Annotated in this window: 11 protein-coding genes; 4 read left to right on the top strand and 7 right to left on the bottom strand. The window is 62.1% G+C overall.

The features are described 5' to 3' along the window. Positions 1–17 precede the first annotated feature (17 nt). Positions 18–563 carry a hypothetical protein gene (locus tag J7E36_RS11775; RefSeq protein ID WP_215003011.1) on the top strand — a complete coding sequence of 182 codons (546 nt, stop codon included), beginning with the start codon at positions 18–20 and terminating at the stop codon, positions 561–563. A 40-nt stretch (positions 564–603) separates the two neighbouring features. Here J7E36_RS11775 and J7E36_RS11770 read toward each other — a convergent pair whose 3' ends face one another. Continuing rightward, a complete protein-coding gene (locus J7E36_RS11770; RefSeq protein ID WP_215003008.1) occupies positions 604–1239 on the bottom strand; it encodes a hypothetical protein in 636 nt (211 codons plus the stop codon). A gap of 285 nt (positions 1240–1524) precedes the next feature. Between J7E36_RS11770 and J7E36_RS11765 the strand changes: the two genes are divergently transcribed. Continuing rightward, positions 1525–1932, top strand: coding sequence for a hypothetical protein (locus J7E36_RS11765; protein ID WP_215003007.1), 408 nt, complete (start codon positions 1525–1527; stop codon positions 1930–1932). A 323-nt stretch (positions 1933–2255) separates the two neighbouring features. Continuing rightward, positions 2256–2474 carry a hypothetical protein gene (locus J7E36_RS11760; protein ID WP_215003005.1) on the top strand — a complete coding sequence of 73 codons (219 nt, stop codon included), beginning with the start codon at positions 2256–2258 and terminating at the stop codon, positions 2472–2474. A 121-nt stretch (positions 2475–2595) separates the two neighbouring features. Here the strand turns inward: J7E36_RS11760 and J7E36_RS11755 are convergent, their stop codons facing one another. The 5 genes from J7E36_RS11755 to J7E36_RS11735 all read right to left on the bottom strand — a co-directional run bounded on the left by J7E36_RS11755 (position 2596) and on the right by J7E36_RS11735 (position 10150). Next, positions 2596–5055 (bottom strand): MMPL family transporter, encoded by a 2460-nt coding sequence (locus tag J7E36_RS11755; protein WP_215003003.1) that lies wholly within the window; start codon positions 5053–5055, stop codon positions 2596–2598. A gap of 33 nt (positions 5056–5088) precedes the next feature. Beyond that, entirely contained in the window at positions 5089–6165 is a 1077-nt protein-coding gene (locus J7E36_RS11750; RefSeq protein ID WP_215003001.1) for a WD40/YVTN/BNR-like repeat-containing protein, read from the bottom strand. Positions 6166–6248: 83 nt separating this feature from the next. Continuing rightward, positions 6249–7610, bottom strand: coding sequence for a DUF1329 domain-containing protein (locus J7E36_RS11745; RefSeq protein ID WP_215002998.1), 1362 nt, complete (start codon positions 7608–7610; stop codon positions 6249–6251). Between the two features lie 18 nt (positions 7611–7628). Further along, complete coding sequence (locus J7E36_RS11740) at positions 7629–9275, bottom strand: DUF1302 domain-containing protein (protein WP_215002996.1); 1647 nt, start codon at positions 9273–9275, stop codon at positions 7629–7631. 107 nt (positions 9276–9382) lie between these two features. Further along, entirely contained in the window at positions 9383–10150 is a 768-nt protein-coding gene (locus J7E36_RS11735) for a coniferyl-alcohol dehydrogenase (RefSeq protein WP_215002994.1), read from the bottom strand. A gap of 275 nt (positions 10151–10425) precedes the next feature. Here J7E36_RS11735 and J7E36_RS11730 point away from each other — a divergent pair, with 275 nt between their 5' ends. Further along, positions 10426–12252 (top strand): sigma-54-dependent Fis family transcriptional regulator, encoded by a 1827-nt coding sequence (locus J7E36_RS11730; protein ID WP_215002992.1) that lies wholly within the window; start codon positions 10426–10428, stop codon positions 12250–12252. Between the two features lie 91 nt (positions 12253–12343). Here the strand turns inward: J7E36_RS11730 and J7E36_RS11725 are convergent, their stop codons facing one another. Then, entirely contained in the window at positions 12344–12997 is a 654-nt protein-coding gene (locus J7E36_RS11725; protein WP_215002991.1) for a TetR/AcrR family transcriptional regulator, read from the bottom strand. Between the last annotated feature and the right edge of the window lie 82 nt (positions 12998–13079).

Below are 13079 nucleotides of genomic sequence, written 5' to 3'. Positions count from 1 at the left end.
AGCACTAAGGATTTGCTGTGAAGAAGCTTTACCTCGCTCTACCGTTTTGCGCGCTGCTGATACAAGGCTGCGGTGTGACGATGACCCGTTACGAACCCAGCTTCCAGAATGTTAAACAGCTCAAGCAAAACGCCCCTCTGCAACCCGTACGCGAAGCGCAGGTGAACGCTGATCCTGGCCAGGGATCGCTGATGGTGCGCATGAATCCGATTTCTTCGCCCGCCGGCAGCGTCCCACTGCACATTCAAGCCGCGATAAACGATGAGCTTCGTCAGGCTGGCCTGCTCGATCCTCGTGCTGATCGTCAGCTGCAGGTCCAACTGGTCAAGAGCCAGCTTGACGCAGGCATGGCTAACGGCCATGGCGAGCTGGCTGCACGCTTTACCCTGCGCAATGGTGATCACGTGCTGTACGAGACCACCAAAGACGTGAAGCGTGACTGGAATAGCAGTTTCCTGGGCGCGATTGCCATACCGGCTGCGGCGAACAACTACAACCCGATGGTGCAGGATCTGCTCAAGAGCTTGTACAGCGATCCGCAGTTCGCCCAAGCATTGAAGTGATCAAAAAAAGAGCCGCGACTGCGGCTCTTTCTTATCGATGTCAGCCCCGTGGGGTGCGGGTATCGATAGCCGAATACTTCATGCGATTGCTGTCGACCCAATTCTTCAACAGCGCATTGACCTGCCGATTGAAGGTATCGTTGACCGCAGCCTTGGGCGTGTTTCCCGCCAGAGGCAGGAACCAGATGCCGATCCAGGTATTGACCGCGTCATGATTAGTGCTCTTGCCGACTGACTGACCGCGTTCATCCACCGTCTCCAGGCTCATGGTGTACTGGTCGGTTGCCAACGCAGGAATGATCGTGAACGTGAAGCCGCTGATGAATGCCATGACCATTTGCCCGCCACCTGGTGGGTGGTTGTAAACCTTCAAGCGAAGGTTGTAGTCGCCTGGTTGCTTCTGGAACTCGTCGAAGACCACGCGACCAAAGAGCCCCGACTCATCGAAGGCGCGCTTAAGCTCTGGCTTGAGCATGTCCCGAGCTTGCGGGACTTCGCTGGCCTTGGCATTGTCGGGTTCGCCTTGATAGAAGTCGAAGTCGACATAGACGTTCGGCTTGTTCGAATAAGTGGCCATTGAAGGCAGGTTCACGGGCGCCACTTCATCTTTGGTGAAACTGGCGCATCCACTGAGGCTCAGGGCCAGGGCGAGGCCCAGGGCTTTTCCAAATTGCATATCGACTTCCTTGCGTAGTTTCTACAGGCCGCTCACAGAGAGGGGCCGCAAATTCTAGCGGGATTCGATTGAAATCAAAAGGCCACCATGCTGATAATCTACGCCGCCGCCCCGCTCCCCTCGCCCCCTGTTTCTCCCGCCCGCCCCCGCGCTGCGTACATCCCATAAGTGGATCGAGTTGCTGGTGGAAGGCAGTGATGTGACGCCAGCCTGAAACGGTCTCGCAACGCTTGGATATCGACGAAAAATACTTACAATCCAGCTCCCCTTATCTGGACCACTATCATGCAGCGTCTTTACCCCCTGGCTTTGTTGCTCTTGACCGGCCAGGCCATGGCATATCCAGCCCTCCAGGACACCGAGCTCTATACTCAGAAAACCACCGACTGCCAGGATGTCGACCTCGCCACCTGGCAGCACCCTGCCCGCACCGTGCTGGAAAAAAACGGTATCAAGCTGGAGCGGGTGCAGCTATGCAACGGCGGGCGCTATCCAATCTTCCAGGGTGAAGTCCCCTACGACCCTCTGGGTCAGACCAAAGACTTCTTCCTGCCCCTGTATGAGCAACTGCGAAAGGCAAACGGCAAGTGGCCCTACGTGTTGGTTGCCAGCAATTATGGAGAAATGGTGTACGTCAGCTATCCAGAGAGCGATTCGATCACCTTGGCTTACGAGAACTTTGAGGCACCCTGAGGCTGTTTCTTCAGTCGTTCTACCCCACCCCGTTTGCTGGATTATCGGCACGGTCCAAGCTGCGTTTCTCCATAGCATTCACCGGCTCACTCTCGGGAAAACGCCAACATAATGGCGCCGATTTCGGCCTGATATGCATTATTTGAAATAGTGACGTTTTTCCGACGGAAGGCATAGCCGTGCCATTGCTGGCGATTTGAAATAAGGCTCATCATCCGCCTGTCATTGCTACTCGCTTGAGCCTTTCCGGGCTAATGCAAGGGCATCAATCGCATCGCTTCGATGGGAGCAACATCAGGATGATGACCGTCTACGTTATGGTTATGACCATCTGCAGTGGCATCGAAGGGTGCGTGGAAGTACGAAAACCCGAGCCGACCTATGTCACCAAGGAACTATGCCTGGAAACGGCCAGGGACATCGCGCCACGTAAAGGCGTGAAGTTCAAATGCCGCAGCGAGCGGTCGTGGGGGCCGAGCACGGCGCCAGGCGCGGATGGCCTGGATCGCGTGGTCTCGACCGATTCCAAGAGACAGCCCTGAAGACCGCTCCAACGGCTCGGCATCGGCCTGCCGGGCCTTGAAGATGTCGTCCGCGCCAAGGTAAGCATTGGCCGGAATCAGGCGCTCACCCAGCGCGGCCACACCACGTATGGCGCACGTATTACCCTTCTGCAACCGCTCGCACTGCACCAAACGCTTCAGGCTTTTTTGCGAACGACCTCTGCGGCAGCAGGAAGTACGCAAGTGCCGGTAGCAGGATCAGCGCACCGAGCATGTTCACCAGGAACATGAACGCCAGCAGGATGCCCATGTCGGCCTGGAACTTGATTGGCGACCAGGCCCAGGTTGCTACAGCGATGGCCAGGGTGATGCCGGTCAGCAGCACCACTTTGCCGGTGAACAGCAGCGCCCGGTAATAAGCCTCGGACAGCGAAGCGCCGGCGCGCATGTGGGTCAGGATCACGCTCAGCACATAAAGCGCGTAGTCGACACCAATGCCCACCCCCAGGGCGATCACCGGCAGAGTCGCCACCTTTACCCCCATGCCCAGGCCGACCATCAGTGCCTCGCAAAGAATCGACGTGAGCATCAGTGGCAGCACGGCGGCAAGCACGGCGCGCCAGGAGCGAAAGGTCACCCAGCAAAGCAGGATCACCGCGCCATAGACCCAGAACAGCATCTCGCGCATGGCTTTTTTCACCACGATGTTGGTGGCTGCTTCGATCCCGGCACTGCCCGCGGCGAGCATGAATTTCACCTCCGGCAGTTGCTGCTGGGCAATAAAGGCTTCGCTGGTCTGTACCACCCGCTCCAGCGTGTCGGCCTTATGGTCGGCCAGGTAGACGTAGAGCGAGAGCAGCGAACAGCCCTGGTTGAACAGCTCGCGCGGTGCCCGGGTCTGCACCGCACCGAGGGCGCCGTCGTTGGGGATCAGCTCGTACCACTTGAAGTTGCCCTCGTTATAACCGGCGGCGGCGATCTTGCTCAGGGCGGCCATGGAGTTGGTTGACTCCACCCCGGGCAGTTGTTCCAGTTGCCAGGCCAGGGCATCCACGGCGGCCAGGGTCGAATAGTGCGTGCACTGGTCTTCCTTGGTTTTCACCATGACCACGAAGATGTCCGAGCTGGCCGCGTAGTTCTGGGTCATGAATGCCGCGTCGCGGTTGTAGCGCGAGTCCGGGCGCAACTCCGGGGCACCGGGATCAAGGTCGCCGATCTTCAGGTGCAGGCTGACGGCAAAGCCACCGGCCGCCAGGGCCAAGCCGACCAGGCAGGCGCCAAAGGCCCAGGAACGTCGGGTAAAGAGATCGAGAAAACTCCACAGCGGGTGCTTGACGTTCGCGGTCAACTCGGCAGTCTCCGCCCGCAGGCTGCGGGCAGCGGCCTTGGCCCCGACGCCGATGTAGCTGAGCAGGATCGGCAGCAGGATCAGGTTGGTGAAGATCAGCACCGCCACGCCGATGCTGGCGGTGATCGCCAGGTCCTGGATCACCTGGATCTTGATCACGATCAGCACGGCGAAGCCCACCGCATCGCAGAGCAACGCGGTCATGCCCGCGGCGAACAAACGGCGGAAGGTGTAGCGCGCGGCGACCACCCGGTGCGTGCCACGGCCGATGTCCTGCATGATGCCGTTCATCTTCTGCGCGCCATGGCTCATGCCGATCGCGAACACCAGGAACGGTACCAGCGCCGAGTACGGATCCAGGTCGTACCCAAGGGTCGCGAGCAAACCGATCTGCCAGAGCACCGCCACCAGCGAACACAGCACCACCAATGCGGTGCTGCGGGCACAACGGGTGTACCAGTAGAGCACCGCCACGGTCACCAGCACGGCTGCCGCGAAGAACAGCAGGACTTGCGTCAGCCCGGCGATCAGGTCCCCGATGATCTTGGTGAAGCCGGTGATGTGGATCTGGATGCGCTCGTTCTGGTACTTGTCGCGCAAGGCCTCCAACTGTCGCGAGAACGCTCCCGCATCCAGCGCCTTGCCGGTTTCAGGGTTGATTTCCAGCAGCGGCACGAAGATCACGCTGGACTGGAAGTTACCCGCCACCAGTTGGCCGATCTCGCCGGAGCGGGCGACGTTGGTGCGCACCTGCTCGAGGCTGGCCGGTGAACCGTTGTAGGTATCCGGGATCACCGTGCCGCCATCCAGCCCCTCCTCGGTGACCGAGGTCCAGCGCGTGGTCGGCGTCCACAGCGACTTCATGTAGGGTTTGTCGACGCCGGGCAGCAGATAGATCTCGTCGTTGAGCTTGGCCAGGGTGTCGAGGTAGTCCTTGTCGAAGATGTTGCCGTCCTTGACCGCCACGGCGATACGGACCGAGTTGCCAAGGCCGCTCAATTCGCTGCGCTGCTCGAGGAAGTTGGCGACATAGGGATGGGAGGTCGGAATGGTTTTTTCGAAACTGGCATTAAGGCCGATCTTGCTGGCCTGGTAGCCCAGCATCAGGGTCACCAGCAGGCAGAGCAGAATCACCCAGGGTCGGTGATTGAAGATCGCCCGCTCGCCGAGGTTGCCGGAACGCGGATCGAAATCCTCCAGGCGGGCGATCACCACTTGCTGTTCGAGGGCAGAATTATGCTCGTTCACGTCGGACTCCGAATTCGGCCGCATAGGGTTGTGACATATAGCGCTCTGGCGAATGGTTCAACGTAGCGCCCCAAGGTCATGGTCGAGGCGGCTCGGGCCGCTGAGGCCGACGCCGATCAGGTTGCCGTCGGGCGCAGCCACTACGCCGGCGATTGAAGGCGCGGCCGGGCCGGGCGAGTGTCGGAAGTGGCCGCCCTTGTCGAGGCTGAGCAACACGTCGCCGGCCTGGCTGGCGAGCACCCAGGTGCCGTCCGTCAACTTGGTCGCCGACGACAAGGCCACCTCCAGGCCGGTTTCGATGGGTCGCCAACTGGCCCCCTCGTCTGCGGACCAGTACGCGTTGCCGCGCAAACCGAAGGCCACCAGCTCCCCCGTCGAGCTGCCCAGCAGGCCAAAGAAGCTGCCGTCATAGGGCGATTCGAGCGCCTGGAAACTGCGGCCGTTGTCGTTGGAGCGCAGCAGCAATCCCCGCTCGCCAACGATGAACAACGCGTTACCGGCAGCACGAATGCCGTACAGGTTGAGGTCATCGGGGTTTTCCACCTGCCCCATCCACGGCTGCCAGCTGTTGCCGCCGTCGACGGTACGCAGGATCAGCCCATAGGCCCCGACCGCGTAGCCGTCGCGACGATCACGGAAATACAGGTCGAGAAACGGCTTGTCCGGACCGTCGGCCACCAGCCGCTCGGCATCCTTCAATTGCTTGGGGTCGTCCCCCTGTTGCGCCTGGACCAGCGCCAGCTTCGCGGCCGCCATACCATCGAGTTGCTTGACCCAGGTTTCGCCACCGTCCGTACTGTGCAGAATCACGCCCATATGCCCCACCGCCCAGCCCTGCTCGGCGTCCACGAACTGCACCGCGGTCAGGCTGACGCTGACCGGCACACGGGCCTGGCGCCAGCTCATCCCGGAGTCATCGGAAAGCAGGACGATGCCGCGTTCGCCGACGGCCACCAAGCGCTCGCCGGCCCGAGTCACCGCCAGCAACACGGCACGCGCCGCCCTGGCGCTTTGTAACGCCGGCTGGTCGAGCAACGCAATCCGCGGACTGGCCGTCGTCAGGCCCGGGACCAGCAACGCAGCCAGCAACAGGGCCACCGGCAGCGTTCGCGTGAGTGAAAATTTACCGATCATGGTCCGCTCCAACCGCCCAAAAAAGTTGTCAACCGCCATCGCGCAGAGCACCGAAACCTGGGCTCGGCGCCCTGCGCACACCTTCAGCGCATGCTGTCGTTAGCCATGGCATCCGGAGTGAAGAACGAAGACGGCGGACGGGGGTAGCTCTGGTACTGCACATCCAGGTCGTTGGCCGAGGAGTTCAGGAAGTAGGCGCCCGTTTCCAGGTTGTAGCTGCCCCAGGACATCTGCGCCGTCAGCGCCGGCATTTCCGGCGCCAGCAGCGTCAGCGAGTAGTTGGTGCGCCCCAGCTTGCCCTGCGCGTCGTAGCCGTCCACCAGCAGCACTTGCCAGGAGTCTTCATCCACGTAGTAGGTCCGTTTGGGCACCACGTGGCGCTTGCCGTCCTTGAGCGTGGCGTTCACCACCCAGACCCGGTGTTTCTCCCAGCGCACCAGGTCCGGGTTGAGGAAGTTCGGCTTGACCAGGTCGTCGCTCTTCGCTGCGGCCGCTCGGTTGTTGTTGTAAGGCACCAGCAACTCTTTCTTGCCCACCAGCTTGAGGTCGTGACGGTCGGTCGGGCCGAAAATCATGAACGCCTCATCGAAGAAACCCACACCCGAGGTCACGAAGTCGGGGGTGTCGTAGGCGATGTTCGGTGCGCGCCGCACCCGACGCTGGCCGACCAGGTACTGCCAGGCGGCGCGCTTGCCAGGGTCCATGTCCCAATGGGTCATCAGGCCTTCGCCGGCCTTGGACGATGGCAGCTCCGTCGCCAGCTTGCCGATCAGGAACTTGCCGCCGAACGTCTCGAGGCTGCCGTCCTTGAAATAGTAAGGGGACTGGTACCAGAACCGCGCGCGGGTAGCCTGGAGCTTCTTGCCGCCCGCTGTCATCAGCCAGGTGTCAAATGGCGAATAAAAAGTGTCGGCACCCTGCCAGGACAACCGATAGTTCCACAGCACCTCGGCACCGTTCTGCGGCAATGGGAACGGAATCCCGCCATAGGCACCGCTGACTTTTTCGGAGTCCACTTCGAGACTGGCACGGGTCGCGTTCTTCAAGGTGTTGTCATACACCCACTGCGGCGCGGCGGCACTGCGGTGCGTCGGGTAGACGTCGAGGCGGTAGCCCGGATACTTCTGCAGCAGGGCCTTGGTGCCATCGGCCAGTTGGTCGGCGTACTGGGCCATGTTGGCTGCGGTGACTGAGAACAATGGCTTGTCGGCGGCGAATGGGTCGGCGCGTTTGTCACCGTTCTTGTAGCCCGCCGGCACGGTGGTATAGCCGCCCGTCCACGCCGGAATGCTGCCGTCCTTGTTGCCCGCGCGCTCGGCGCCCATGGGCGTAAGGTCGGTGTTGAGCCGTGCGGCCTGATCGGGGGACACCGCCGCTTGCACCACGCCCGCACTCAACAAGGCAATGGCCAGGGCCGGAATACGCAAGGAAAATTTGCTTTGCATAGCGGATGAAACCTCTTATTAGAATGTGGTTTTCACGTACATGGAGACGAAGTCACGGTCGGCCAGCGATTGCGCATAGCTGAAGTTGCCGTCCTCGCGCAGCCCCGCCGCGGCCTTGCCGAAGAAGTTCACGTAGTTGATGCCGAAGTCCCAACGCTGCAAGTACGTGGCCTTGAGTCCTACGCTCCAGTCGCCGGCGTGGGAGTTGCCGAAACCGCCTTTGCTGACCGCCGAGGAGCGGCCGTCGAGGCCGACGCCAAACCCCACCGGTACACTCAGGTCCAGACCGTCCGCCACCTGGAAGTACGCCGGTTCAGCCAGCACTCGCAGTGCGGTGGCATCGCGGGTGGTGTTGGGGTCCAGTGCCCCAGGGTTGTCGGTCACGCTGAGGGTGCGGTTCCAGGCCAGTTCGGCGAGTACCGAGCCGCCGTCCCAAAGCGAACCGGGCGACAGCAGGTAGATCGTCGAGAGGTTGACGTGCGCGGTCTTGCCCTTGGCGTAGAGCGCGTCACCGCTGTTGTCCGCCGCAGTGCCCGGCGTCACCACTTGCAGGTTGCTGACCAGCGGTGCATCCCAACGCACCGAGGTCTCCCCGGCGAAGTTGAACGGGCCATAGGCCGTGGAGAAACTGGCGCCGACGGTCTTGATGTCTTCGGCGTAGACCTGGCGGTAAGCACTCAGGATTGGCAATCCGGTGGCGGCCGCGGCGGCACCGTCCAGGTAGGCATATAGCGCGCTCGGCGTCTTGTCGTGGTACTTGGCGGCATAGAAGCCCAGTTCCACTTCGGTGCCTTCCGGCTTGAAGCGCAACTGCATGCCGCCCTGCCCCGAGTTCCTGGCTTCGATATCGGACGCATGCACGGTGGTGTTGCCGAACACCTCGGTCCAATCGCCCGCGCCTTTGCCAATGCCGTCGTTCTCGCTCAGGTAGCTGCCCGCCCCCGGCACGTTGGAGCGCTCCCATTCGAACTGGTAGTAGGCACCGACGGACAGCTGCGGGTTGATCTGCAACTGCCCCGACACCTGGTTGACCGGGCGCAGGATTTCCTTGAATTGGGTCCCCGGTACGCTGAGCAGCTTGACCACGTCGGTAGGCCCCTGGGCTGCAGCGATGCCGTTGCTGCCGTAGAACAGGCTTTCGCCATAGATCAGGCTATGCCGGCCCAGGCGCAAGGTGCCCTGGCTCGCATCGCCGACGTCGCCGCGCAGAAAGACGAAGGCATCGAGCAACTCGGCATCGCGCCCGTGCAATTCGCGGGTATCGTCGAGGAAATGCCGATTCGCGCTGTCGTCGGTGTCTTTGTTATAGACATCGTCATACCAGGCCGCCCCGCTGACGCGCAGACCATAGTTCTCCCGGCTCAGGTCCATTTCACTGAACAAGTCGAGGCGGTTGGAGACCAGGCCACGGCTGAAGTTCTTGTCGCCCTGGCTCTGGATCGAGGGGTACAGCCCCCCGGCCGTCGGCGCGTTGGTCAGGTGGTCGTCGGCACCTTGCAGGCGCCAGGCCTGGCTGTACTTGAGGGTATTGTCCCAACGCAGACGCCATTCGCTGTCACCCAAGTCGATTTGCGCGGCGTGGGACTGGGTGACCCAGCCGGCCAGACACACCGACAGTGCCAGGGTGTTACGCGTGAAGCCTGGATAGCATCGAGAGTTGTGCATGGTGTTCCTCATTGTTCTTGTTGTGGGAAGCCTGTTTTCAGGCGCAGACCGCTCGCTTGAACGACCGGTAGCGGCTTGCACGAAATGGGTTGGGCGCAGTGCCTCGTTCAGATGTAGGTGGACGCCAGGCCACCATCGACCGGCAGGTTGACGCCGTTGATCCAGCGAGATTCGTCGGCGCAGAGGAAGGCTATGGCGGCGGCCACCTCATCGGCGTAGGCCGGTCGCTTCATACGGTGGGCGTCGGCCTCCACACGCTCTTGACCGAGCATGCTGACGAAGTCACCGAGGATCGGGGTGAACACCGGGCCCGGCGCCACGCAGTTCATGCGCACCGAGTTCTGCAAAAACCAGGGCTGGGCCTGCTGATAGCTCCAGACGATCAGCGCCTCTTTGAAATACTGGTAGCAACTCTCCTGGGGCACCGGGTGTTCGGCCAGCCAGGCCTGAGCCCTCGCGAAGCTGCCGATACCGGCCAGGGTCTTGTGCAGTTCAATCCGCTGCGGCCATTGCGCGCCGAGAATCGACGCAACGTTAACGATGCTGCCACCGGCACGGATGCGCGGCAGGGCCACCGCGCAGAGGTGCCGCACCCCCAGATAATTGACCCGGGCCACCAACTGCGGGTCGGCAGTGCCTGGGACCCCGGCGATATTGCACAGGCCGTCGATCGTCGCCGGTAACTGCTGCACGGCCGAATCGATGGCATCGGGTTGGCTGAGATCGGCCTGGACGAACTGATCCAGGCTCAGGTTGGGCTCGTTACGATCCATGCCGATGACGGTGGCGCCGTGGGCACGCAGGGTTCGGGCCGTTTCGGCGCCGATGCCCGAGGAAACGCCGGTCACCACAATCGTCTTGTTGGTCAGCTTCATAGCAGGTTCCCGATTCATGCCTGTGCTGCCCATAGGACGGTGGGCAGCCAGGCCAGTTGTTATTGTGCCGAATTAGTTAATCTCGGTAACTAGTTGTAGCAAGCCATATGCCACCTCGCTGCAATTGGCAACGAAACGCTCAAGCACGCGGCATCCAGGCATTTCAGCAGGAACGGGCTTCAGACGGGCGAACGTGAGCCCTTCAAAAAAGTGATGATTTCAGCAATTTCGTGCTGCACTATGCGCAATATGATTAATCGAATTAGGGAACTGCGATGGTCGATAAGCTGATCTCCCTGGCCGAACTTTCTCGCGGCGGGCAAAAGAAACCGGTGCGTGGTGCCAGCGAGCAGTTGCCACCTGGCGCTGCCCCGACCTTGCAGGACCTGACCGAGTGCCTGATGTTCAGCCCTGGCGACGGGCGCATCTGGTTGAACGGCGCACGGATGCTGCTGATGCACAACAGCGGCATCGGCGCCCTGCGCCGCGAGCTGATCGAAAGCATGGGCCTGGCCCGCGCCCGCGGCATCATGCTGCGCACCGGCTACCATTGCGGTTCCCGGGATGCGGCACTGATCAAGGAACGCTTCCCCGAGGCCGACATCCTGGCGCTGTTCGCGGCGGGCCCGATCATTCATGCGCTTGAAGGCGCGGTGAAGGTCGAGCCGGTGCATTTCGAATTCGACATGAACCTGGGCACCTACTACGGCGAGTTCCTCTGGCACCACTCCAGCGAGGACGACGAGCACATCGCCCAGTACGGCATCGGCACCGAACCGGCCTGCTGGATGCAGACTGGCTACGCGATTGGCTACACCTCGGCGATGGTCGGTCGACTGATTCTCTACCGCGAAGTAGAATGCCGCTCCACCGGTTCGAGCATCTGCCGCCTGGTGGGTAAACCGGCGGAAGAATGGGACGACGCCGAAGAGGACCTGGCCGACCTGAATGCCGAGCCTTTCGTCAGCACCGGCGGACGCAGCGCAACCGCACACGGCAGTTTCGACAAAGGCGCCCTGCCCGCTCACCTGCAAGCGGACCCGACACCGGCGCAAGACACTGACATGGTCGGCATCTCCTCAGCCTTCAACGCTGCCTGCCATATGTTGCGCCGGGTGGCACCGACCCAGGCCACGGTGCTGTTCACCGGCGAGTCCGGCGTTGGCAAGGAGATGTTCGCGCGGATGCTGCACCGCATCAGCCCGCGCCACGACGAGCTCTTCGTGGCCATCAACTGCGCGGCCATCCCGGAAAACCTGATGGAGGCGGAGTTGTTCGGCGTCGAGCGCGGCGCCTACACCGGGGCCACCCAGTCGCGTGCCGGGCGCTTTGAACGCGCCGACGGCGGCACCCTCTTCCTCGACGAGATCGCCACCCTCAGCCTGGTCGCCCAGGGCAAGCTGCTGCGCGCCTTGCAGGAAGGCGAAGTCGAACGGGTGGGCGGCAGTCGCACCTTGAAGGTCGATGTGCGGGTGGTCGCGGCCACCAACGTCGACCTGCGCGCCGCCGCACAGCGTGGCGAGTTCCGTGAGGACTTGTTCTTTCGCCTGAACGTTTTCCCGATCCACCTGCCGCCGCTGCGCGAACGCAAGGAAGATATTCCGCTGCTGATGACCCACTTCCTGCACCGCTTCACCCAGCGCCATGGCCGCCAGATCAGCGGCTTCACCCCGCGCACGGCGGATACCCTGCTGGCCTATGACTTTCCGGGCAACATCCGCGAGCTGCAGAACCTGGTGGAGCGCGGTGTGATCAGCGCCCCGGACGGCGGTGCGATCGATCTGTCGCACCTGTTCACCAGTGGCGAGCGCCTGGCCCTGCCGATGTTTTCCATCGGTACCCGCGGCCAACTGGCGGCGGCACCGAACGATCAGGCAGCAGCCACGCCTGCGCCTGCCAGTACCGGCAATAATAATGAAGCCATTCAGGAATTGTTCGGCGGCAGGGACCTGAGCCGACTGTCACTGCAGGAAGTCGAGGATACGATGATCGATCACTGCATGAACGAGGTGAAAGGCAACGTCTCCGAAGCGGCCCGCCGCCTCGGCCTGACCCGGGCGCAATTGTCGTATCGCTTGTCGCGGCGTTCGGCGGGCGAGTAGAGCCCTGGCGGGGACACATGTGGGAGCAGGCATGGGTATTTGCAGGCAGCTCCCACAGGTTGCTTCTATAGATCTCCCTCAGGTCTACGTTTCAACGCCGGATAAAACACCGACCACACATGTCCAGAGCCACCTCGACCCGCTGTGCGATCTGCTCATCAGACCAGCTCTGCTGCACCCCCAAGGTGAACAGCTTGAGCGGTTGCGAGATCAGCAGTGCGTCAATCAACTCAATCGCCGGTTCGACATCTTCACCGGCAAGCAATCCCTTGCCAGCCGCCTTGCCCAGCCAGCCACGCAACAGGCCCAGGCAGCGTTCGGCGCCTTCCTGGTACCAGATTTTCGCGATGCCCGGCGCAGTCTCGCGTCCCTGGGCAGCCATCAAATAGAGCCCTAACGCCAACGGCGACAAGGTCAGCCGCGCCCACAACGTCAGGTACATGCGCAGTTCGCTGAGCAGGTCCTCGGCGTTGTCGATGCCGCTTTCCAGCAGCAGCTCCAGGGTGGACAGGTCACGGGCGACCAACTGCGAAAGCAGGGCTTCCTTGCTCGCCACCAGCAGGTACAAAGTCTTCTTCGAGATACCGGCGGCGCGGGCAATAGCGTCCATGGTGACATTGGCGAAGTTGCCATTGCCGAGTATCTGCGCTGCGGCGTCCAACAGCAGGCTCATCTGCTCCTGGCGGCTGCGCACTGGCGGCCGACCAAGCGCGGGCTTGACGGGCTGCGAGGGGGTTTCGGGCATAACGGGTCCTGGTGATTGGCAGCGTGTACGCGAAGGCGGCCAGCTTAACGCAGGCAATAAACCTGATTGGGTGGAGGCAACA

The organism is Pseudomonas fluorescens, from assembly GCF_018614775.1.
Classification (GTDB): Bacteria; Pseudomonadota; Gammaproteobacteria; order Pseudomonadales; family Pseudomonadaceae; genus Aquipseudomonas; species Aquipseudomonas fluorescens_BY.
The sequence above is the reverse complement of the archived record's forward strand: the minus strand, read 5'-3'. Positions and strand labels throughout refer to the sequence as shown.